Source organism: Haloarcula sp. MBLA0163 (assembly GCF_055632435.1).
The window spans coordinates 2310482-2331767 of the sequence record NZ_CM145745.1 but is presented as its reverse complement, the minus strand read 5'-3'; the positions used below and the strand labels follow the sequence as shown (position 1 = coordinate 2331767).

Annotated in this window: 19 protein-coding genes; 13 read left to right on the top strand and 6 right to left on the bottom strand. The window is 67.3% G+C overall.

The window, feature by feature from the left end; translation table 11 throughout:
• Positions 1 to 2: 2 nt before the first annotated feature.
• On the bottom strand, positions 3 to 791 hold the full coding sequence (locus ACV7GQ_RS12400) for an enoyl-CoA hydratase/isomerase family protein (protein WP_470310550.1): 789 nt from the start codon (positions 789 to 791) through the stop codon (positions 3 to 5).
• A gap of 56 nt (positions 792 to 847) precedes the next feature.
• Complete coding sequence (locus ACV7GQ_RS12395; protein ID WP_470310549.1) at positions 848 to 2146, bottom strand: nickel pincer cofactor-dependent isomerase, group 22; 1299 nt, start codon at positions 2144 to 2146, stop codon at positions 848 to 850.
• A 552-nt stretch (positions 2147 to 2698) separates the two neighbouring features.
• Here ACV7GQ_RS12395 and ACV7GQ_RS12390 point away from each other — a divergent pair.
• Positions 2699 to 3655, top strand: a complete 957-nt coding sequence (locus tag ACV7GQ_RS12390; protein WP_470310548.1) for a nucleotidyltransferase family protein — start codon at positions 2699 to 2701, stop codon at positions 3653 to 3655.
• Positions 3656 to 3721: 66 nt separating this feature from the next.
• Here ACV7GQ_RS12390 and fba read toward each other — a convergent pair whose 3' ends face one another.
• Positions 3722 to 4714 carry a class II fructose-bisphosphate aldolase gene (gene fba, locus ACV7GQ_RS12385; RefSeq protein WP_470310547.1) on the bottom strand — a complete coding sequence of 331 codons (993 nt, stop codon included), beginning with the start codon at positions 4712 to 4714 and terminating at the stop codon, positions 3722 to 3724.
• A gap of 136 nt (positions 4715 to 4850) precedes the next feature.
• Between fba and ACV7GQ_RS12380 the strand changes: the two genes are divergently transcribed.
• The 5 genes from ACV7GQ_RS12380 (at position 4851) to ACV7GQ_RS12360 (ending at position 11333) form a co-directional block, all read left to right on the top strand.
• Positions 4851 to 5702 (top strand): eIF2B alpha/beta/delta subunit family protein, encoded by an 852-nt coding sequence (locus ACV7GQ_RS12380; protein ID WP_470310546.1) that lies wholly within the window; start codon positions 4851 to 4853, stop codon positions 5700 to 5702.
• Between the two features lie 196 nt (positions 5703 to 5898).
• Positions 5899 to 6744 carry a class 1 fructose-bisphosphatase gene (locus tag ACV7GQ_RS12375; RefSeq protein ID WP_470310545.1) on the top strand — a complete coding sequence of 282 codons (846 nt, stop codon included), beginning with the start codon at positions 5899 to 5901 and terminating at the stop codon, positions 6742 to 6744.
• Positions 6745 to 7254: 510 nt separating this feature from the next.
• Entirely contained in the window at positions 7255 to 8625 is a 1371-nt protein-coding gene (locus ACV7GQ_RS12370; protein WP_470310544.1) for a phosphohexomutase domain-containing protein, read from the top strand.
• Positions 8626 to 8738: 113 nt separating this feature from the next.
• A complete protein-coding gene (locus tag ACV7GQ_RS12365; protein WP_470310543.1) occupies positions 8739 to 9995 on the top strand; it encodes an HAD family hydrolase in 1257 nt (418 codons plus the stop codon).
• A 78-nt stretch (positions 9996 to 10073) separates the two neighbouring features.
• The gene (locus tag ACV7GQ_RS12360; RefSeq protein ID WP_470310542.1) at positions 10074 to 11333 is read left to right on the top strand and encodes a glycosyltransferase; all 1260 of its coding nucleotides are present in this window, start codon (positions 10074 to 10076) and stop codon (positions 11331 to 11333) included.
• A 16-nt stretch (positions 11334 to 11349) separates the two neighbouring features.
• Here the strand turns inward: ACV7GQ_RS12360 and gfcR are convergent, their stop codons facing one another.
• Positions 11350 to 11976 carry a transcriptional regulator GfcR gene (gene gfcR, locus ACV7GQ_RS12355; protein ID WP_470310541.1) on the bottom strand — a complete coding sequence of 209 codons (627 nt, stop codon included), beginning with the start codon at positions 11974 to 11976 and terminating at the stop codon, positions 11350 to 11352.
• Positions 11977 to 12216: 240 nt separating this feature from the next.
• Here gfcR and glpK point away from each other — a divergent pair, with 240 nt between their 5' ends.
• The 4 genes from glpK (at position 12217) to ACV7GQ_RS12335 (ending at position 16476) form a co-directional block, all read left to right on the top strand.
• Positions 12217 to 13758: a glycerol kinase GlpK gene (glpK, locus tag ACV7GQ_RS12350; RefSeq protein WP_470310540.1), complete on the top strand. Its 1542-nt coding sequence runs from the start codon at positions 12217 to 12219 to the stop codon at positions 13756 to 13758.
• Between the two features lie 731 nt (positions 13759 to 14489).
• On the top strand, positions 14490 to 14819 hold the full coding sequence (locus tag ACV7GQ_RS12345; RefSeq protein WP_470310539.1) for a hypothetical protein: 330 nt from the start codon (positions 14490 to 14492) through the stop codon (positions 14817 to 14819).
• A gap of 153 nt (positions 14820 to 14972) precedes the next feature.
• Positions 14973 to 15842 (top strand): hypothetical protein, encoded by an 870-nt coding sequence (locus tag ACV7GQ_RS12340; RefSeq protein ID WP_470310538.1) that lies wholly within the window; start codon positions 14973 to 14975, stop codon positions 15840 to 15842.
• Between the two features lie 181 nt (positions 15843 to 16023).
• The gene (locus ACV7GQ_RS12335) at positions 16024 to 16476 is read left to right on the top strand and encodes a reverse transcriptase-like protein (protein WP_470310537.1); all 453 of its coding nucleotides are present in this window, start codon (positions 16024 to 16026) and stop codon (positions 16474 to 16476) included.
• Positions 16477 to 16501: 25 nt separating this feature from the next.
• Here ACV7GQ_RS12335 and ACV7GQ_RS12330 read toward each other — a convergent pair whose 3' ends face one another.
• On the bottom strand, positions 16502 to 18028 hold the full coding sequence (locus ACV7GQ_RS12330) for a S8 family serine peptidase (protein WP_470310536.1): 1527 nt from the start codon (positions 18026 to 18028) through the stop codon (positions 16502 to 16504).
• Positions 18029 to 18135: 107 nt separating this feature from the next.
• On the opposite strand from ACV7GQ_RS12330, the gene trpB reads away from it, so the two are divergent.
• Complete coding sequence (gene trpB, locus ACV7GQ_RS12325) at positions 18136 to 19302, top strand: tryptophan synthase subunit beta (protein WP_470310535.1); 1167 nt, start codon at positions 18136 to 18138, stop codon at positions 19300 to 19302.
• A gap of 46 nt (positions 19303 to 19348) precedes the next feature.
• Positions 19349 to 19726: a DUF4429 domain-containing protein gene (locus tag ACV7GQ_RS12320; RefSeq protein WP_470310534.1), complete on the top strand. Its 378-nt coding sequence runs from the start codon at positions 19349 to 19351 to the stop codon at positions 19724 to 19726.
• 1 nt (position 19727) lies between these two features.
• Here the strand turns inward: ACV7GQ_RS12320 and ACV7GQ_RS12315 are convergent, their stop codons facing one another.
• Positions 19728 to 20276, bottom strand: a complete 549-nt coding sequence (locus tag ACV7GQ_RS12315) for a GNAT family N-acetyltransferase (RefSeq protein ID WP_470310533.1) — start codon at positions 20274 to 20276, stop codon at positions 19728 to 19730.
• A gap of 102 nt (positions 20277 to 20378) precedes the next feature.
• Here ACV7GQ_RS12315 and ACV7GQ_RS12310 point away from each other — a divergent pair, with 102 nt between their 5' ends.
• The gene (locus ACV7GQ_RS12310; protein WP_470310532.1) at positions 20379 to 21281 is read left to right on the top strand and encodes a diacylglycerol/lipid kinase family protein; all 903 of its coding nucleotides are present in this window, start codon (positions 20379 to 20381) and stop codon (positions 21279 to 21281) included.
• Positions 21282 to 21286: the final 5 nt, after the last annotated feature.

Below are 21286 nucleotides of genomic sequence, written 5' to 3'. Positions count from 1 at the left end.
TCTCAGTCGTCGTACGCGCGGTCGAAGTCGGGCTCTCGCCCCTCGTTGAACGCCGCGACCGCCTCTCTGTGTTCGTCGTCGACCACGCAGTCCCACTGGTACTCCGACGCTCGCCGGCAGTACTCCTCGAAGCTCTGCTGGGGGTCGACGAGGCGGTTCGTGTGCTGGACCGCCGTCGCCGGCTTGTCGCGAATCTCGGCGGCGAGGTCGCCGGCCGCCGCGAGTGGGTCCTCGGCCCGTTCGACGGCCAGCCCGATGTCCACGGCGTCTGCGGGCGTGATGTCACGCCCCGTCAGGAGGTACTCGCGGGCTCTGGACTCGCCGATAAGTCGTGGCAACAGCCACGCGCCGCCGTCACCCGGCACGAGGCCGACGTTGACGAACCCCTCGCGCATGACGCCCTCGTCACCGACGACGCGCAGGTCACAGGCCAGCGCGAAGTCACAGCCGGCGCCGATAGCGGGGCCGTTCACGGCGGCGATGGAGGGGGTCGCCATCGTCCGCAATCGCCAGACGAACTGCTGGATGAGCCAGAGGTAGGCGCCGTACTCCTCGGGTGACTGGTCGTCCCAGTCGGGCATCTCGGTGGTGTCCGCGCCCGAACAGAAGCCGTCGCCGGCACCGGTCAGTACCACCGCGTAGACGCCCGCGTCGGCCTCGGCGGTCCGGGCAGCGTCGTTCAGTTCGAGGACGGTGGTCCGCGTGAAGGCGTTGTACACGTCGGGTCGCTCGATGGTGATGGTCGCGATGCCGTCGGTCACGGCGTAGCTGACGTCTGCGTAGTCACTCATGTCACCCGTCTCGCCTCGTCGGCACAAATAGCTGGGCCCGCCTCCGACAACCGGCGCTACGACTCCGTGAAGGCGGCCGTCCCGTCCTCGAACCTCAGCGACGTCCGGCCGACGACCGTCGCGGCGTCTGGCAGGTCCGGTACGACGGCCTCGGAGACGTACAACTCGCCGAGGGCCTCGGTGTTCTGTATCCAGACCACTCGGACGGTGTCTGGGTCGTAGCCGCCGAGCGCCGAGAGCGCGGTCCGCATCGCGAACTCGTCGTCGGGCGCGACGACCGGGAGTTTCGCCTTCGCGAGCGACCCGCTGGTGAGGGCGTTCGCGTAGGTCTGCTGCAGGTCGAGTTGGTCGACGGCGGCCGCACGGGTCAGGTCGGCCAGTCCGATGCCGTTGCCGTTGCCTTTCGTCGCCTCGGTGAGGCCGCGAGCGTAGATGAGCTTGATAGACGGCTCCTCGGGGTCCGGGGCATTGAGGACGCGATAGCGCCCGATGACGTTGGTGTCCATCCCGGCGCCCGATATCTCCTTGCCGAGTTCGTCCACGACGAGCAGGTCCACTTCGTCGACCGGCAGGGTCGGCATCTCGTCGTCGGCCAGTTCCAGCAGCTCGGGTTCGCGCTCGAGGAACGACCCGGCGGGGACGCCCTCGACGGCGGCCAGTTCCTCCTCGAAGTTCTCGACGAGGGCGATGCCGCCGAGCAACGGTAAGGCGTCCTCGGCGACCGAGAGCGCGGCCCGCAGCGTCTCGACGTAGCCTTCCTCGATGGCCGTCGCGTGGAACGCCTTCGCCCCCCGCTGTTTGCCCAGCCCGACGACGGTCATCTTCGTCAGCCCGCTCTCTATCGGGCCGGAGAAGTTCGTGTGTGCTTTGACCCGGTTGACGACGAGGACGGCGTCGGCCTCGAGCGCCGCGGTCGAGAGCGACACCGGCATCTCGGTGTCGCCAACCGTCACCGAGCCCACCTGCTCCGTCTCCATCCGCGCGTCGATCGGCGCTCCCACACGCTCCTCGCTGATACCCAGCGACCGCAACACCGCTCGCTGGCCGTCGGCCGTCGCCCCGCCGTGACTCCCCATCGCGGGCACGAGGACGGGTTCGACCCCGCGGTCGGCGAGCGCGGTCACGACGGCCTCGGTGATGGCGTCGATGGCGTGGATACCACGGCTACCGACGGCGACGGCGACGGTGGCCCCCTCGTCCAGGTCCTCGAGCGCGAGCCTGTCGAGTTCCGCCCGGGCCGCGCCGGCGGGGTCGGGGACCGTCTCGGTCGGCGGTTCGTACCGGACCCGCGCGAACGACGGGAGCGGCTGCGCGTCGACGAGGTGGTCGACGGCGTCGCGGTTGGGGAACTCCATACCGATGGCTATCGACGCCCCGACAAAAAGAGACGGGTGTGTCGTCCCGGGGTCGTGCCGGCCGTCGCTCGCTTCGGGCGTCTGTCCCGGCTACCCGGGCGAAACACTCACCTTCTGGAAATAGAAGCGCCTATTGGAGACAATATCATCGAGATAGCGGATTTCGAGTTCTATAATGGAGAAATAAGAACATGTATATTGCGTTTGTAATATTACTATCGAAGAAATGCTACTATATTTCCAGAATACGATAGGAGATAGGGGACAAAAATAGATAAATATATTCGTACCGAAGCAGAACGATATACATTACCCCTCGCTGCGGTACGTACTTTCTCCGTCGCCGGCGCGGTACCACGGAGGAACCTGCGGTCGCCCGAACAGCCGGCGGGAAGCGCCGCCGGCGTCACGTCACCCCGCCGGGTAATCGAGGGGACTCCGGCTGGGGGAGTCCCGGCCGTCCTCGCCGCACTGCTCCGTGCGTGCCTCGCCACGGGCCGCTGCCCGCAGAGACACCCCGATAGCTTTGTGCATTGCGTGTGAATGACAACCATGGACGCGATAGTGCTAGCCGGCGGGTTCGCAACACGACTGTGGCCGATCACTCGGAACCGACCGAAGATGCTGCTCCCGGTCGGCGAGACGACCGTCATCGACAGAATCATCGAGGCACTGGAGGCGGACGACCGCATCGACACGATATTCCTGAGCACGAACGAGGCCTTCGCCGACGACTTCGAGGCACACATCGACGCGATGGACTACGAGAAGACGCAGCTCTCGGTCGAGCAGACCCACGACGAGGACGAGAAGTTCGGCGTGGTCGGCGCGCTGGCCCAGCTCCGCGAGCGCGAGGGCATCGACGACGATCTGTTCGTCATCGGGGGCGACAACCTCATCGGCTTCGACCTCGGCGAGTTCCTCGACTACTTCGAGGAGAAGGAGGGGCCGGTACTCGCCGCATACGACGTCGGCTCCCGCGAGAAAGCCAAATCCTACGGGCTGGTCGAACTCGACGGCGACCGCGTCGTCGACTTCCAGGAGAAGCCCGCCGAGCCGAAGAGCACGCTGGTCTCCATCGCCTGTTACACGTTCCCCGCCGACTCGGTTCGGTTCTCCGAGTACCTCTCTGCCGAGAACAACCCCGACGAACCGGGGTGGTACATCGACTGGCTCCAGTCCGAGGAACCGGTCTACGCGTACACGTTCGACGACACGTGGTTCGACATCGGGACGCCGGCGTCGTACTTCGATGCCGTCGAGTGGCAGCTCGACGGCGGCTCGCTCGTCCATCGCGACGCGACGGTCGAGAACACCGACATCGGCGACACCGTCCACGTCATGGCGGGTGCGGAGGTGACCGACGCGACGCTGGAGAGAGCGCTCGTCTTTCCGGACGCCACGGTGCAGAACGCCTCGCTCGACGAGACGATTCTCAACCGGGGCGCCGAAGTCGCGGACCAGCGGATCTCGAACGCGCTCATAAGCCCGATGGCCGACGACGAGTGAGGTCGGCACCCGGTGACGCGACGGCCTGGGGGCTCGCGTCGTGGACGCTACCGGCGACGGTGCCCGCTAGGTGAACTTGCTCCGTCCGGCACTGCCGGCCGCGGTCGCCAGGTCGGCGTACACCTCGGCCACGCGCTCCCGGATCTGTCGGCCGGCGACTCGGGGGTCGAAGTAGTCCTTGTTCGGCGACCACGCGACGTCGTTGAAGAACGTGTCACGGTCGGCGGCAATGTCGTCCGGTGGGACGATCTCGTCGGCGTGGCTCCGATAGAGATCGAAGGCGGTTCGGGTGTACTCGTACTGGTAGCGGGTATCCTTGTTGACCTTGCAGATGCCGTGCTGGAGCATCTCTCGTAGCTGCTCGGGTTGCACACCGGAGGAGCCGTGCAAGACGAGGGGGGTGTCGAGGCCGTGGTCGCGCAGCGCGGTCCTGATGTCCGCCGCGAGGTCCGGCCGCAGTTCGAGGTCCTTGCCCTTCGCGACGCCGTGCTGTGTCCCGACCGATATCGCGAGCAGGTCACACCCCGTTCGCTCGACGAACTCCACGGCCTGCTCGGGGTCCGTGTAGAAGGCCTCCTCCGCCTCGATCTCGTCTTCGACGCCCTTGATCTTGCCGAGTTCGGCCTCGACGAGGATGTCCGCGCCGGCGTCCTCGATCAGCTCGACGACCGCCCGACTCCGTTCGACGTTCTCCTCGAACGGTTCGTGCGAGGCGTCGATCATGATCGAGGAGGGGATCCCCAGCTCGACCTGCTGCCGTATCGTATCGAGGTCGGTCTGGTGGTCCATGTTGAGAAACACGCCGACGTCGTACTGGTCCGCTATCAGGTCGATGTATGTGCCCATCGCCCGCAGGCCGGCGATCGGGTCGCCGTTGCCCGCGAACGTACAGGCACCGTTGCTCATCTGCAGCAGGAGGTCCGAGTCGACGCGCGACGCACCCTCCATCAGCCCCATCATCGTGTTGGGTTCTGCGATGTTGCTCGCGATCAGGCCGAACCCCGCGTCGAGCGCGTCGTCGTACACCGAGGCTAGTTCGCTGCCGCCGTGAAATGGCACATTTGTTCACCGACCGACACTTGCACTGCGGGCGTAATAAATCCCACAGCCCTCGCGAACGCCGGCGATACCGCTCGGGAACGACCCCGTCGAACGAAGGCCAACAGCAATATGCGTGGGTGCCACACTACCACCCATGATCGACGAGACAGTGACACAGATCGAGGAGATGCAGACACAGAGCTCCTCGATAGTTGCGGTCAAAGCCGCCGAAGCGCTCCGGGAACTGGCCGACCGCGAGTACCACACCGTCGAGGACTTCGTCCGTTCGGTCGAGCGGAACAGTAGCGTGTTGCGGCAGACGAACCGCTCGCACGCGCCACTGTACACCTCACAGCAGCGTATCGTGACGGCGCTCTCCGACTCGTCCCCGGAGACCGTCGACGCCGCGAAAGAGCAACTGCTCGCCGCCATCGAGGAGGTCGTCACCGAGATCGAATCGAGCAAGGAGGGGGCCGCGGAGAAGGCGGCGGCGCTCGTCGGGGACGGCGACGTCGTGTTGACACACGAGAACTCGTCGACGGTGATGGCGACCCTGGAACACGCGCTCGAGTCGGGTACGCAGTTCGACCTGTTCGTGACCGAGTCACGGCCGCGCTTCCTCGGGCGCCGGACGGCCCGACAGTTGGCGGGGCGAGACGACGTCGACGTGACGCTCATCGTCGACAGCGCCGCGGGACACTACCTCTCGGAGTGCGACCGCGTCCTCCTGGGCATGAACTGCCTCGTCGACGAGACGGTCTACAACCGCGTCGGGACCTACCCGATCGTCGCGACGGCCGCCGACGCCGGCGTCCCGGTGACGGTGGTCGCCTCCTCGGCGAAGTTCATCGGCAGCGGCTTCTCCTTCGAGAACAACTTCCGCTCGCCCGCAGAGGTGATGCGCGAACCGGCGGACGGGTTCGACGTGGCGAACCCGGGATACGACGCGACACCGACCGACCTCCTGGATTCGGTCGTCACCGAGAACGGCGTCATCGAGTTCTGAGTGCGTCTCCCCGGCTCGACCACGGGACGAGAGCGGACCGCAGTCCGGGTGTGGGTCGTACCGACTGCTGGACAGTACGGCCGACGCGTGGGCGCCGACCACGGCGATGACCCTGGATAATAGCAAGGTATATCCGTGCGGTCTGTTAACGATGCACTATGTATAGACTCGATGACAGTTCGGCGGAGGGACACCGATGAACACACTCGAAAACATCGCCCGCGAGGTCAGGAACACCGCCCACTACGTGAGCGACAACGTCGCGAACTACGCGGGCGCCAGCGGGGGGACGAACCCGAGCGGTGAGGACCAGATCGGCGCAGACGTCTGGGCGGATTCGCTGTTCTACGATTCGCTCGCCCCCCTCGAAGGCGTCGGGGGGTACGCCAGCGAGGAACGGGAGTCGGTCACCGACTGCGGCGACGGGTACACCATCGCTATCGACCCGCTCGACGGGTCGTCGAACATCGCGTCGAACAACTCGGTCGGGACCATCGTCGGCGTCTACGACGCGGACCTCCCCGCGTCGGGGCGCGAACTCGTCGCCTCGATAATGGTGTTGTACGGTCCCTACACGACGATGACCGTCGCACGCGACGACCGGGCGGAGGTCCAGGAGTACCTCCTCCGGGACGGCCACAGCGAACGCTGGGGCCAGTTCGAACTCCCGTCGGAGGCGACCGTCGTGGGGCTTGCAGGGATATCGAGCAACCGGAGCGCGACGTTCAACGCGTTCGCAAACAAACTCGAACAGGAGATGAAACTCCGGTACGGCGGTGCGACAGTCGCAGACCTCGCGCAGGTGCTCGAGTACGGCGGCCTGTTCGGCTATCCGCGGACCACGCCGAACCCCGACGGCAAACTCCGCGTCCACTTCGAATCCGCACCACTCGCTCATCTGGTCGAGGCGGCCGGCGGCGGGTCGACGGACGGCACGCAGTCGATCCTCGACGTCGAACCGGACAGTCTGCACGCGCGCACACCGACGTTCCTCGGGAACAGGGACCTCATCGACCGCGTCGAGAGCGAACTCGACGAGTAGGGACGGTGTGGGGCGGGGTCGCCGTCGTGTCCCCAGTCGGCACGCTGGGCACCGGCCGCTCGATTCTCGAAGCGTCCACAGACCGCCCACAGTGCGTCCCAGCAGCCCCACAGCAGGGACCAGTGTATCCGCCCTGTACTCGCGATTATTACTGACATTTGAAACCAATACTGGTGAGATTATAACAGAAGTACCTACGTTAGGTGTTGGTGTGGTGTCGTACAGACAACACGACTCTGTCCGGCGATTCCCCGTAACGAGCCGGCCTACCGGCGTTCTTTATCGTGAACGGAGTATATCATTATCTATCGTTTGATTTACTTAGATCTGTATATCGGGGTCCGTTGCCCTTGCCACCCTCGGCCACATCACGACATACGTCCGTGATTCGGCCCGTCCGCGAGTGGGCGGTCGGGTCGGGCATTGCAACGCACTTCGAACCTCGGACGTGTGTCGGCCGACGCCGTCGACGGAGGTAGAGTATTGGCCCATCGCTACGTAGTGTCACGCGTGAACGAGATCGTGTTCGGTACCGACGGTTGGCGCGCAACGCTCGACACGTTCACCGAAGAACGTGTTCGAATCGTGGCACAGGCCGCGGCCGAGTACTTCCGCGAACAGGACGCGACGGCGGTTGGAGTCGGGTACGACGCCCGGGAGACGTCGCCCCGCTTCGCGAGGGCACTCACCGAGGTGCTGGCCGGTAACGGGCTCGACGTCGTCGTGAGTGAGCGAGACTGTCCGACCCCCGTTCTGGCCTGGACGCTCAAAGACCGCGAGTTGGACGGCGGTCTCGTCGTGACCGCGAGCCACAACCCGCCGACGTACAACGGCGTGAAGTTCCTCTCGCCGGACGGCTCGCCCGCGGGGGAGGCGGTCACGGACAGGCTGGAATCGCTCCTCGCCGAGCCAGCCCTGCGTCCGGAGGCGGACCACGGTACCGTCAGCGAGGAGAACCTCGTCCCCGACTACATCCGGCACGCGCTGGCGTTCACGGACGCCGACATCACCGGGCTCTCCGTCGCCTACGACGCGATGTACGGGAGCGGCCGCGACGTCACCGACGCCCTGCTCGCCGAGGCTGGTGCGGACGTCCAGCGGCTCCGCTGCGAGCTGGACCCCACGTTCGGTGGCGGGTCGCCCGAACCGACGGCCGACAAACTCGACGCCCTCGTGGAACGCGTCACCGACGGCGACGCCGCTCTGGGTGTCGCGAACGACGGCGACGCCGACCGCCTCGCCGTCGTCACACCCCGCCGTGGCTTCCTCGACCCGAACCTGCTCTACGCCGCCCTCTACGAGTACCTGCTCGAATCGGACAGCGGCCCCGCAGTCAGGACCGTCTCGACGACGTTCCTCATCGACAAGGTGGCGGCGGCCCACGGCGAAGACACCGTTGAGGTCCCCGTCGGGTTCAAGTGGGTCGCAGAGGGCATGCAGGAGGCCGACGCCCTCTGTGGCGGGGAGGAGTCCGGCGGGTTCGGCATCACCCGGCACCTGCGGAACAAGGACGGCGTCCTCCTCGCCCTGGTCGTCGCCGCCGCACACGCCGAGCGGCCGCTAGACGATCGGGTCGACGCGATTACCGCAGCGCACGGCGACATCTATCAGGACCGGATCAGCGTCGAGTGCCCGGACGCCCGGAAGACGGCGGTCCTCGACGCGCTTGACGGGTCCCTGCCCGAGACGGTGCTCGGGGTGGCGGTCGACCGCGTCGACACGACGGACGGGTTCAAGATATTCCTCGCCGACGGGTCGTGGCTGCTGGTGCGCCCCTCGGGGACGGAACCGAAGCTCCGCGTGTACGCCGAGGCGGACAGCGAGGCCCACGTCGCGGAGTTGCTCGACGCCGGGCGTGACATCGTCGAGCCCCTGGTCTGACGTCGGACGGTGTCCGGTCCGGCCACCACTTGACTGTCCGGCGGGACGCCGCCACACCCACCGGACGGCCGGCTGACACTTCTCTTTATACATCTCACCGTTCTATCCCGGGTATGGAGCGGTACGACCAGCTCTACGAACTGTACGACACGCACGACACCGACACCGTTCGCGCCCTGCAGAACCTCGTCGACCTGTTCCCGCTCGTCGAGTCACCGGTCGCGCTGGACCGCTGGAAGGAGATCGACACGGAACTCGACGAACGGAAGGCGGCGATAGCGTCGGCGTTCCCCGAGGCGGGGGAGACGTACGCGGACCTCGCGACTCGGGCGCGCCAGGAACAGGCGTTCACCGGGCTCGACCTCTACAACAAGTACGGTCGCTCGGTGAACGTGTTCGTCCTCGACGTCGACGAGACGCTCCGTTCGACGGGGAGCACCGACAACGAGATCCCCAGCGACACGCTCAATCTCCTCACGAAGTTCCACGAGGAGGGGATGCCCATCGTCATCTGCACCGGCCAGACCCTCGAGAACGTCAAGGGGTTCGCGATCCAGGGGCTGGGCAGTCGAATCGTCCACTCGGGCGACCTCAGCATCGTGTACGAGACGGGCACCGGCGTCTTCACGCCGCGACACGGCGCCGAGACGAAGCAACTGCTCTACGAGCGACTGGACGAGGAGATACGGGCCGTCTTCGACGACGTTCGCACGCGCATCCTCTCTGAGGCCCCGGAGCGACTCCGACACGGCTGTCACCTGCAGGGCAACGAGTTCAACATCACGATGAAACCCAACTTCGAGACGGGGTCCGACGACGCGGTGGCGGTCATCGACGCGGCGCTGGTCTACGAGCTCGACCTGCTGGGTGACGCTCTCGCCGCCCTCGACGAGGCCGGCGACGCCGACCCGCAGACGGTCGCCGACTGGGTGCGGGCCTACTACGCCGACCAGGACCCGGAGATTCGGGCGGTACTGGAAGGGGCCGGGGAACCGCCAGCGGCCGACGCCGCCGACGTGCCGACCGAGGTAGCGGGCGTCCTCGAACGTATCGACGTCGGATACTACGAGGGCGACGCGGCCGAAATCGGCAGTCTCGAACTGAGCAAGGTCGTCGGCGTCGAGGCGGCGTTCGACGTCCTCGGCATCGAGGACCCCTTCGCCGTGGTCATGGGCGACTCCAAGAGCGACCTGCGGGTCATGCGCTGGGTCCAAGAGCACGACGCGGGGTTCGCGGCCGCCCCGGAACACGCCTCACAGAGCGTCCTCGACCACGTCAGGGCCACCGACGACCTCGTCTTCGACGAGGGCCACGCCGGGGCGATCCTCCGGACGGTGTACGCACTGAACCGGTTCGCGGCGGCCACGTAGTCGACCGGCCGAGCGGTCCCGGACGCTGTTCAGGGCACCCAAATCGTAATGTGCCCCGACTGTGAACTGTTGTCAAGGATGCACCACGCACGCACGGAGTCCCAGTCCCTCGCGGCCTACGATCCGTACGTCAAAGCGCAGCAGCGTGACGCGATCCACGAGGCGGCGGCCGACCTCGATGACCTCCGGGTCGCACACGTCAACACGACGGCGAGTGGCGGCGGTGTCGCGGAGATCCTCCACTCGTTGGTGCCACTGCTGAACGACGTGGGTGTCGACACGGACTGGTTGCTCATGGACGCGCCGGACGAGTTCTACGACGTGACGAAGGCGATTCACAACGGACTCCAGGGCGAGCGCAGCGAGTTCACCGAGGCGATGCGCGAGACGTACCGGACCGTCACCGTCGAGAACGCACAGGCCCTGAGCGACCGGTACGACGTCGTCGTGCTCCACGATCCACAGTCGCTCGGTATGGCCCCGACGCTGGCAGAGGCGTTCCCCGAGACGGTGCTCGTCTGGCGGTGCCACATCGACCTCACGGACGCCACGCCGGCGTACCTCGAGTTCGTCCAGTCGTATCTCGACCCTATCGAACGTGCGATATTCACCCTTCCGGAGTACGGCGACGCCATCGCCGGCGTCGAGAAGATGGCCATCCATCCCGCCATCGACCCCCTGACGGAGAAGAACCGACCGCTGGACGAACTCTCGGGTGCGGCCGCCGAGGCGGCCGACCCCGGGAGTTTCCCGTTCGATACCGACCGACCGGTGATGGTGCAGATATCGCGGTTCGACCCCTGGAAGGACCCACTGGGCGTCATCGACGCCTACCGCGACGTGACCGAGTCGGTGCCCGAGACGCAGCTCGCGCTGGTCGGGTCGATGCCGGACGACGACCCCGAGGGTATCGAGGTGTACCGGGAGGTCGAAGCCGCGGCGGCAGACTCGCCGGACATCCACCTCCTGACGAACCTCCCGGACGCCGGCATCAACGCGCTCCAGCGGTACGCCGACGTCGTCCTCCAGAAGTCCCTGCGCGAGGGGTTCGCCCTGACCGTCTCGGAGGCGCTCTGGAAGGGGACCCCGGTCGTCGGGGGCAACGTCGGTGGTATCCCACTGCAGATCGAAGACGGCGTGAACGGCTACCTCGTCGAACCGACGGACATCGCCGGCACCGCCGACCGAGTCACGGAGCTGATCGAGGACGACCGGCTACGTGCGCGCCTCGGCGACGGAGGCCGCGAGACGGTCCGCGAGCGGTTCCTGACTCCCCGGCTGGTCGAGGACTATCTCACGTTGCTCTCGGCGGTCACCGACGGCGGTCGGGCGGCATAACGCACTGCACGGGCGGTCACTCCTCGGCCATCTGGACGATCTTCACGAGCGCGTGAATCGGGACTCCCTCGATCTCCTCGCGGCCGAGTTTGTCGGTTATCACGGCGCTCGCTTGGGGGGTGCCGTCGTGGTCCCGGATCTGTTCGATCGTCTCCGTCATCGTCTGGCCGGTGTCGACGTTGTCGTCGACGACGTAGCAGTCACGGCCCTCGATGGCCGCGAAACTCCGTGAGAACGACCCGCTGACGGTCCCCGTCTCGTCGTCGTTCCACTGGTACTTACCGGGCATGTAGACGGCGAGGTCGGTCCCGAGCTCCTGGCTCACCACCGTCGCCAGCGGACCGCCGGATTTGCCGATGCCGACCGTGAGGTCGACGTCGTCGCCCTGCTTCGAGAGCAGGTCTGCCATGATGGCACCGAGATAGCCCAGGCGGCGGCCGTCCCGGCCGATTGCGCTCCAGTCGACGTGGACGTCGGTCGGACTCTCGGTGTCGGTCTCCTCGGTGGTCTGGCGCCCGCTCTGGGCGACGAGCCAACTCGCCGTCTCGCGCGAGACGTTCAGTTCGTCGGCCACCTCGCCCTGCGAGAGGCCGTTCCGGGTCATCTCCTCGGCGCTGTCGATCAGCTTGTCGATGTACTTCATCTACGGAGGTCTCCGATTCCTGTGGTTATAATTATAATTAATGTGTGCTTACGTGACCCGGTCGAAAATTACCGACCGCGTTCGACGACAGGTGCCGGGCGACCCACCCGTCGGCGACGAGGTCGGGATATTATATCTAAGAGCAAAAGCAGAAAATAACAGATTTTATACGCTCGGGTTCTGTTACCTATCCGCATGCGGCGACCGAACAGCGTACTCGCGGTCTGAAGAGGAGCAACAATGGCTACGACATACGTCAGTGCTATCGACCAGGGGACGACGGGGACCCGGTTCATAGTGTTCGACCACGACGGGCGGGTGGTCGCCAGCGCGTACCGGCAACACGAACAGATACAGCCGGAACCGGGCTGGGTCGAACACGACCCCGTGGAGATCTGGCAGGACACGAAAGCCGTCGTGACGACTGCGCTGGACGACGCGGGAGTGGACGCCACGCAGCTCGACGCCATCGGCATCGCGAACCAGCGCGAGACGACGGTCGTCTGGGACGCCGAAACCGGGATGCCCGTGTACAACGCGCTCGTCTGGCGGGACCGCCGAACGGTCGATCGAATCTCGGCGATGCGGGACACCGCCATGGCCGACCGGATTCGCGAGACGACCGGACTCGAGTGTGACCCGTACTTCTCCGCGAGCAAGGTCGAGTGGATACTCGACAACGCCGACCCGCTGAAACTCGACCGGACCCGAGCGGAGGACGTCCGCGACCGCGCCGAAGCGGGCGAACTGATGTTCGGCACCGTCGACGCGTGGTTGATATACAAGCTCACCGGCGCCCACGTCACGGACGTCACCAACGCCTCGCGGACGATGCTGTACGACGTCCGGGACCTGGCGTGGGACGACGCGCTCCTGGCCGAGTTCGACGTGCCACGGCCGATGCTGCCGTCGGTCCGCCCGTCCTCGGACGAGGCGTACTACGGCTACACCGACGCCGACGGCTTCCTCGGCGCCGAGGTCCCCGTCGCGGGTGCACTGGGCGACCAGCAGGCCGCGCTGCTCGGCCAGACCTGTTTCGACCCCGGCGACACGAAGAACACCTACGGCGTCGGGTCGTTCTGCCTGATGAACACGGGCGAGGCGGCCGTCGAGTCGGAGCACGGACTGCTGACGACGGTCGGCTTCCAACTGTCGGGCGAGCCGGTCCAGTACGCGCTGGAGGGGTCGGTGTTCAGTGCCGGCGCGGCCATCAGGTGGTTGGGCGACGTCGGGCTGCTCGCCAACGACGCCCAGACCGCAGACCTGGCCCGGTCCGTCGACTCGACGGGCGGCGTCTACGTGGTGCCGGCCTTCGACGGACTGGGCGCGCCACACTGGGACTGCCGTGCGTGCGGGACCATCGTCGGGCTGAGCCGTGGCACCCGCAAGGCACACATCGTCCGGGCGACGCTGGAGTCGATTGCCTATCAGGCCCGCGATGTGACGACCGCGATGGCGGCAGACGCTGGCGTCGAGACGCCGTCGCTACGGGTCAGCGGCGGGGCGGTGAAGAACGACTTCTTCTGTCAACTGCAGTCCGACGTCGTCCAGACGGACATCGTGCGTCCGGTGGTCGACGAGACGACGGCGCTCGGGGCGGCGTACGCGGCCGGCCTCGCCGTCGGGTACTGGGACTCCCTGGACGAACTCCGGTGGAACTGGCAGGTCGACCGACAGTTCGAACCGGCGCTGGACGCCGAGACGGCAGCCCGGCAGTACGACCGCTGGGCCGACGCCGTCGACCGCTCACTCGACTGGGCGGCCGACGCGAACCGAACCTGAGGGCACTGAACCTGACTATCGCGTTGTGAACGGGCTGCTCACGCCATCGCTCTGTGCCGACGACCTCTGAGCGGTTTCAGCCATTATCTGGACGTACATACTTCGAAAATCCGATTTTGAAACTGAAGGCGTCCAGTATATTTCTTTATTCGCCATATTAGTAAATAGGTGGCAGAAATAGTAACTAAAATTGTATCACTGGTGGAGTTTTCGGAATTTGTCGTAGAAATATTTGCGAAAGTTCGAATAGTGCACTTCGGCTGAATGACGTGTCCCTCCCGACTCCGGCGTGTGTATCGGCTAATTGCGTCGGATAGGCGTTCTGGTGCCTGCCTACTGGCTTCGAAACCGTGTTCTCCTCTATCCTGCCTGTCGGCTACATATATCCAAAATCGCAGCCCGAACTATAGATGTCGTGCAAGCGATGGTGAATCTCTGAAATGAAGCGCGACTCGCCGTGCCGCGACCACTCGGTGTCCGCCACACGCTGTCGTCGGGCTCTCTCGACCAGTCGTGGTCGGTGTCGTCGCGGTGGCACTCGCCGGTGTCGACAGGGCTGGACCGCAGTGGCGGAGTGTCGGTCGCAATCCGAGCACAACCGGTGTCTGATTCTCCCGAGAGGGGCACCGATACCGCTGTTCCCACCCCGTCTGAAACCAAAACGACGTGTTCCACTCTCGATACCACGGATACGGAAACGTATTTCCGATAGCCCACACATATCTCGGACAATGGCAGACGAAACCGACACCGACGACGAGACGGTCGCCGTCTCGATGGAGATAACGGGAAGCTACGACGAGGTCATGTCGAAACTCGAGACCGATGCGTCCGGGGGCGTCTCCCTGACACCCGTGTTGGCCGACTTCGAGACGTTGCTCGAGACCGTCGTCCGCATCGACGGCGGCACCCGGAGCGCCATCGCGGACCAGTTACCCGCCGACATGAACGCGACCTTCGACGCCGAGGCCGTCGTCGACGCCATGCAGGTGCTCGAACGCTACGACCTCGTCGTCCTAGAAGGCAACACCTGGAAGCCCGGCCCGCAACTGGACCGGTAGGACGGCACCGACGGCCTCGTCCCGGAGCGCCTGGTTCCGCCGGTCGTTAGCGCTGCGCTCGGTTGCTGGCACGCCGTATCGGTCACGACGAGGAACCGAGCCGGCGGCGTCGCGGCCCAAACGCCTACTACCGTGCCACACCTCCACAGGGCCATGTTCGGGAGACAGGAGCACGTCACCGTCCGGGAGTTGATGACGGCCGAGCCAGACCACGTCGCGGCGGGTGCGACGGTCGAGTCGGTCCACGAGTGGCTGGACGACCGCGGATACACGGCGACGCCCCTCGAGCGAGACGACCCGCCGTATCTCTACGTCACCCGGGCGGCCCTCGCCGACGCGCTCCCCGAGGCCGCCGACGAACAGGTGTACGAGTACGCCGAGCGTGTGGCGCTGGACGACCTCATCGCGCCTGACCTCGGCTTCGAGGACCTCCTGGCGGAGCTCGAGGACCGCCCGTTCTACTTCGTGGGGTGGCACGGCGACGTCGTCGGCATCGTCACCCGCGCGGACCTGAACCGGCCGGCCGCCCACGCCTTCCTCTACACGCGCGTCGGCGAACTGGAGATGCGTCTCCGCGACCTCGTCGACTCGGTCGCCGACTGGGAGGGGACCCTCGCGACGATCCCCGCCGACGACTCGCCCGGTGCCGAGACGGAGTACGACGCGCTCCAGAGCGCCTACGAGGAGTACTCCGGCGCCGACCTCCAGCTGCGCCCCATCGACTACACGACGTTCTGGCAACTCCAGACCGTCGTCGAGGGGTCCGAGGCGGCCGTGGAGGTCCTGCCCTTCGACGGCTCCGAGGCCGCGAGCGAGGCGCTCCACGACGTCCGCGAGCTCCGGAACCAGGTCGCCCACTACGGCAACGTCGTCCACAACGTCGACACGGCGTACCTGGACTCGGGCCGCAACGTCCACCAGCTGGCGGAGACGTACGGCACGCTCACGGAGATGCTGACGGTCCTGCGCTCGTGGGCCGACGACGACACCGGTGGTCGGCCGGTCGGCCCAGCGGGGGACTGACGACCCGAACGTCTTCGACCGGTCGCCCCAGCGGGGGACTGACGACCCAAACGTCTTCGACCGCCGTCGAACGTATCCATGTAACTACAACGTACACGGGGTCGCGCGCTCCCCCGGCGACGGCCAGGGACCGACCACGGCGACCGACGGGACTTTGCCCCGGTCGCCCCGAGACGACGGTATGCCGTCGGCCGACGCGTCCCCGACCAGTCCCTCCCTCCTGCTGTACTTCGACGCGAGCGTGCTCTATGCGTCGGACAACGGGACGCCGACCTCCGCAGCCGTCGGGTTCCTCGTCGAGGACGGAACGACGACCGTCCTCGAGCGGTCGCTGGCCGTCGACGCGTTCGTCTCCAGCGCGCACCTGGAGTACCGGGCGTTGTTGGAGGCGGTCCGGGCCGTCGAGGCCTACCCGACGACGGTCGCCTCGTTGCACGTCCACGGCGACGCCGACGCGGTGGTCCGGGCGGTCGACCCCGCGGAGCCAGCCACCCCGAGCGACCGCATCGCCCGCCGCCGCGTGGACGCGATTCGCGACTGCGTCACCGACGTCCCGGTCGTCACCTACCGGGCGGTCGCCCGCGGGGAGAACGAGCGCGCCCACCGCCTCGCGCGGGCGGGCCACGAGCGGTAGCTGTGGTCGAGGCCACAGACGGCGCCTACCGACGGTCGTCGGCGGCCTGGACCGCCGCGGCCACGTCGAGGACGCCGGCCCCGAGGTCGTCGACCTCCTGCCCAGTGGCGTCTTTCGTCGTGATGGTGAGGACGGACTCGACCTGACTGGCGTCGAGGGCGGGGTTCACCGCGGCCACCAGCGCCGCCGCGCCGGCCACCTGCGGGGCGGCCATCGAGGTGCCTGCGAAGTACGAGTAGGCGGTGCCGTAGACGTCCGGCGGCGTCGTCGAGAGGACGAGGTTGGATGGGAACGGCCACGCCGTCTCCTGTGAGAGCGTCTTCGCCAGCGTCTCGTACCCGCCGCCGGGCGCGGCCAGCGTGACCTCGTTGGCCCCGTAGTTCGAGTAGAACACGCGCTCGTCGTTGGGCCCGGTGGCCGCGACGCTGGTCGCGCCGGGCACGCTGTTGGGGACGGTGAACACGCCGCCCCGATTGAGTTCGGTACCGCTGTTGCCGGCGCTGACGACCACGAGGCTCCCCGCCGAGACGGCGTCCTGCACCACTCGCCGGTAGGCCTGTCGGAACCCGTCCCTGTTGAGTTGCGGCGGGAGCGGTGGCGTCCCGATGGAGAGGTTCATCGCGTCGACGCCCAGGGTGTTCGCCGCGAAGTCGATGGCCGCGAGGATGTCGGCCGTCGTCGTCGACGTGACGACCAGCTCCTCGGTCCGTTCGCCGTTCTCTCCCTCGTAGGTAACGTCCCTGCGCTCCCAGTAGAACACGCGATGGGGGACGATAGTGGCGTCCGGGGCCGTCCCGGCGATGCCGGTGTCGTCGCCGGCTACGGTCTCGCCGACCGAAGCGGCGGCGATGCCCGAGACGTGTGACCCGTGCCCCTCGACGTCGTCGGAGGCGTCGCGCGACTGGTCGACCTCGAAGGCAGCGGGGTCGTACCCGACGACTGTCCCGTCAGCGTTCGTCACCGCATCGCCGTCCGTCAGCGGGTCCGACGGGAGGCGCACGCCGGCGCCGGTGCCCGTGAAGACGCCGTCGTCCTCCCCGGTGCCGGCCACGCGCCTGAACAGCGCCCCCGGTGTGACGTTGGGCGCGAGGTCCGGGTGGTCGATGTCGGTCCCCGTGTCGACGACGGCGATAGTGGCACCCTCGCCCGTCGTCACGTCGTGGGCGTCGGCGGCGTCGGTCGTCTGCTTGTCCCACTGGAGCGGATACAGCGACTCGGACTCCGTCTCGTCTGCGGCGTCGGGTCGCTGGACCGCCTTCGCCGGCCGTTCGAGTCGGAGTCGCACGTCGCGGACGGTGCTCTCGACGCCGCGGACGCTCGCCGGGTCGCCGGCGCCGGCCGCGAGGAGGACACCGCCGCCGGCGAGCTCGCGTGTGACCGAGAAACCGGCGTCTTCGAGACGGTCGGCGACCCCAGATTCGCTTACAGCCAGGATGTAGCGGTCCGCGGTCCCGGCAGTGACCAGCTGCGGACCCACGGCAGCGGCACCCAGCAGCGTGCCGACCCCTTGCAGAACGCTCCGTCTGTCCAGTTCCTTGCCATGTTCGGACATGACACGTTCCGTACGGCTAGCGATCTGTTAATTCCCCTCGTTGATGCTCAATGCCGACGGGCGAAATCGGCAGTAGCTTTTAGCGTACCCGGCCGTCAGTGTCGCGCATGTCTTCGCCCGGAGAGTTCGAGGAGTTCGGTGGTCGACACGTCCCGGAGCCGCTCGAGGAACCGCTCGCGGAACTGGCCGCGGCGTTCGAGGAGATGCGCGACGACGAGTCGTTCCGCGAGGAACTAGACTCCCTGCTGGAGCACTTCGGCGGTCGGCCGACGCCGGTGTTCCACGCCGAGACGCTGAGCGAGCGCTACGACGCGAACATCTACTTCAAGCACGAGGACCTGCTCCACGGCGGTGCACACAAACTCAACAACACGCTCGGACAGGCGCTACTGGCGAAGAAGGCCGGAAAGGACCGCCTCATCGCGGAGACCGGGGCCGGCCAACACGGCACCGCGACGGCGATGGTCGGCGCCCTGCTGGACATGGACACGACCGTCTACATGGGCCGGCGCGACATGCAGCGCCAGGAGATGAACGTCTTCCGGATGCGGCTGATGGGGGCCGACGTCGAGGAGGTCACGCGGGGCAACGAGGGCCTCGCGGAAGCCGTCGACGCGGCGATGGAGGACCTGGTCGAGCACACCGAGGCGACCCACTACCTCGTCGGGAGCGCCGTCGGCCCCGACCCGTTCCCGCGGATGGTCCGGGAGTTCCAGTCGGTCATCGGCCGCGAGGCACGCGCACAGATACAGGACCTGCACGGCGACCTGCCCGACGCCTGCGTCGCCTGTGTCGGCGGCGGGTCGAACGCCATCGGTCTGTTCCACGCGTTCAAGGAGGACGACGTGGCGCTGTACGGCGCGGAGCCGGCCGGCAAGGGCCTCGACTCGGGCCAGCACTCCGCGCCGCTGTCGGCGACGAAGAACGACGACCCCCAGATATTCCAGGGGATGCGGACCCGCGTCATCGACGAGGACACCGAGAACCACTCCGTCAGCGCCGGCCTCGACTACCCGGCGGTCGGCCCGGAACACGCGGCCCTCCAGTCGCTCGGTCGGGCGGAGTACCACGGTATCACGGACGAGGAGGCGCTCGCCGCCTTCCGCGAACTGAGCGAGGCCGAGGGCATCATCCCGGCGCTCGAGCCAAGCCACGCCATCGCGCTCGCCATCAAACTCGCCGAGGAGGACCGCCACGACACCATCCTCGTCAACCTCTGTGGCCGCGGCGACAAGGACATGCAGACCGCCGCCGAGAAGTTCGACCTGTCGTGAGCAGGCGACCGAACGCTTTTGCGCCGCCCTGTGCTACCGGGTGGCAATGGTCCGCTTGCCGTGGCGCGGCGAGGCGTCGGCAGACGAGGAGCGACAGGACGACACTGCGGACCGAGACGACGCCGTCGCCGTCGGCAGGTTCCAGGATGGGACGGTGGTCGTCTCCGAGGACGAGGTGGTCATCGAGCGCGTCGGCCGCTCCAGGTTCGACGACAGGCGGATTCCGACCGCCGAGATCGTCGGGGTCGACTACACCGAGGGCATCACCATCGGCTACCTCCAGATAGAGCAGGCCGGGGTCGACGTCGACGCTGGCGGACTCCTGAGCGACCCGGTCAACCCGAACACGGTCCACTTCGGGCGGGGCGACCGGGCGGACGCCAGAGCGGTCCGGGACGCGATTCTCGAACAGATGCGTGGCTGACTCACAGCCCCTTCTCGAAGTGGACCAGTTCGTAGCCCGCGATCGTGGACTCGGCGACTTTCTCATACCCCTCGTCGCGGTAGAAGTCGACGGCCGCCGGCTGGGTGCGCGCCGTCGTCGCCAGTAGCGTCTCGAAACCGCGGTCGGCGGCCGCGGCTTCCAGTCGGGCGAGCAGTACGCGCCCGTAGCCCCGGCGTTGGTGGGTCGGCGCGACCCGCATCCGGTGGAGTTCCGCGGCGCCCGGGACGGTGCGCTCGTCGGCGTGGCCCGCCTCGTTCGGGAGGAGTCCGCCCATCGCCACGAGGACGCCGTCGTGGACGGACGGCGGCGAGCGGTCGGCGCCGGGCGACCCTGCGGCGTCGTCGCTGTCGAGGAGGCCGACGAGGAAGGTCCCACCGGTGTCTAGGTACGACGCCTCGACGTCCCGGAGGTCGTCGGTACCGGGCACGTCGTCGGGGTCGGTCCCCGTCTCGCCCATCGCCCACTCGTGGAGGTCCCACACCGCGTCCGCGTCCCGCGGGTCGTACCGGCGGATGCGCAGCTCGTTCATCTCTATCGTCCCGACGGCACGGACGGGGTTGTAGGCTGTGACTCCGGCAGGGTGGGCGGCGACAACCGGGTAACTAAGTGCCGGAAGCCTCACCGTCCGGATATGCAAGACGGGTTCCGTCGGGCCATCGTCAACCCCGTGAGCGGTGACGGTGAGCACGCCGACTACGTCGAGCGATTACTGCGAGCCCGCGGGTTCGCCGTCGAGGAGACGCAGGGCCCCGGCGACGCCGTCGCGTTCGGCCGGCAGGCGGGCGCGGACGATGTCGCCGAGGTCGCGGTCTGTGGCGGCGACGGCACCATCAACGAGGTGGTCCGTGGCCTCCACGACGCCGGCCACCTCGACGAGGTGACGCTCAGCGTCGTCCCCGCCGGGACGGCCAACCTCCTCGCGGGGACCATCGGTGTCACCGACCTCCAGCACGGCGTCGAGGTCGCCGACACCGGCGAGACCCGCACCGTCGACGTGGGGGTCGCCGACCGCGAACCGTTCCTCGTCTCCTGTATCGCGGGCCTGCCCGCCGACGCCAGCGTCGCCACCTCCGGCGACCTGAAGGGGCGGTTCGGGACGCTCGCCTTCCTCATCACCGGGACGCAGGAGGCCCTCGACTTCGACGGGCTGGACCTCTCTATCGAGGCCGTCGGCGAGGACGGGCCGTTCACGTGGTCCGGGGAGGCGACGTGTCTCCTCGTGGGCAACGCCCGGAAGTTCGTGGAACGTGGCGGCCAGGCCGACATGGAGGACGGGCTGCTGGACGTCGCCATCGTCGAGCGGATGCCGGCCGGCAACCTCGTCGCCGAGGCCATCGGGCACCGACTGCTCGCCCGCGACACGGACGGCGTCACCCACGTCCGCGCCCGGGACATCTCCATCGACGGCCACGGCGACCCCGTCACCTTCAGCCGCGACGGCGAACTCGCCGAACACGAGACGCTCGACATCTCCGTCGCGGAACGGACGCTGGACCTCCGCGTGGGGCCGTCCTACGAGCCCGACCCCACCTGACGCCG

Coding starts and splice junctions, on each gene's coding strand:
- ACV7GQ_RS12390 (WP_470310548.1), top strand. CDS start 2,699: ATGGACGCGATAGTGCTAGCCGGCGGGTTCGCAACACGACTGTGGCCG.
- ACV7GQ_RS12345 (WP_470310539.1), top strand. CDS start 14,490: ATGGCAGACGAAACCGACACCGACGACGAGACGGTCGCCGTCTCGATG.
- gfcR (WP_470310541.1), bottom strand. CDS start 11,976: ATGAAGTACATCGACAAGCTGATCGACAGCGCCGAGGAGATGACCCGG.
- ACV7GQ_RS12335 (WP_470310537.1), top strand. CDS start 16,024: ATGCCGTCGGCCGACGCGTCCCCGACCAGTCCCTCCCTCCTGCTGTAC.
- ACV7GQ_RS12320 (WP_470310534.1), top strand. CDS start 19,349: ATGGTCCGCTTGCCGTGGCGCGGCGAGGCGTCGGCAGACGAGGAGCGA.
- ACV7GQ_RS12395 (WP_470310549.1), bottom strand. CDS start 2,146: ATGGAGTTCCCCAACCGCGACGCCGTCGACCACCTCGTCGACGCGCAG.
- ACV7GQ_RS12380 (WP_470310546.1), top strand. CDS start 4,851: ATGATCGACGAGACAGTGACACAGATCGAGGAGATGCAGACACAGAGC.
- ACV7GQ_RS12375 (WP_470310545.1), top strand. CDS start 5,899: ATGAACACACTCGAAAACATCGCCCGCGAGGTCAGGAACACCGCCCAC.
- ACV7GQ_RS12310 (WP_470310532.1), top strand. CDS start 20,379: ATGCAAGACGGGTTCCGTCGGGCCATCGTCAACCCCGTGAGCGGTGAC.
- glpK (WP_470310540.1), top strand. CDS start 12,217: ATGGCTACGACATACGTCAGTGCTATCGACCAGGGGACGACGGGGACC.
- ACV7GQ_RS12360 (WP_470310542.1), top strand. CDS start 10,074: ATGCACCACGCACGCACGGAGTCCCAGTCCCTCGCGGCCTACGATCCG.
- ACV7GQ_RS12340 (WP_470310538.1), top strand. CDS start 14,973: ATGTTCGGGAGACAGGAGCACGTCACCGTCCGGGAGTTGATGACGGCC.
- trpB (WP_470310535.1), top strand. CDS start 18,136: ATGTCTTCGCCCGGAGAGTTCGAGGAGTTCGGTGGTCGACACGTCCCG.
- ACV7GQ_RS12400 (WP_470310550.1), bottom strand. CDS start 791: ATGAGTGACTACGCAGACGTCAGCTACGCCGTGACCGACGGCATCGCG.
- ACV7GQ_RS12365 (WP_470310543.1), top strand. CDS start 8,739: ATGGAGCGGTACGACCAGCTCTACGAACTGTACGACACGCACGACACC.
- ACV7GQ_RS12315 (WP_470310533.1), bottom strand. CDS start 20,276: ATGAACGAGCTGCGCATCCGCCGGTACGACCCGCGGGACGCGGACGCG.
- ACV7GQ_RS12330 (WP_470310536.1), bottom strand. CDS start 18,028: ATGTCCGAACATGGCAAGGAACTGGACAGACGGAGCGTTCTGCAAGGG.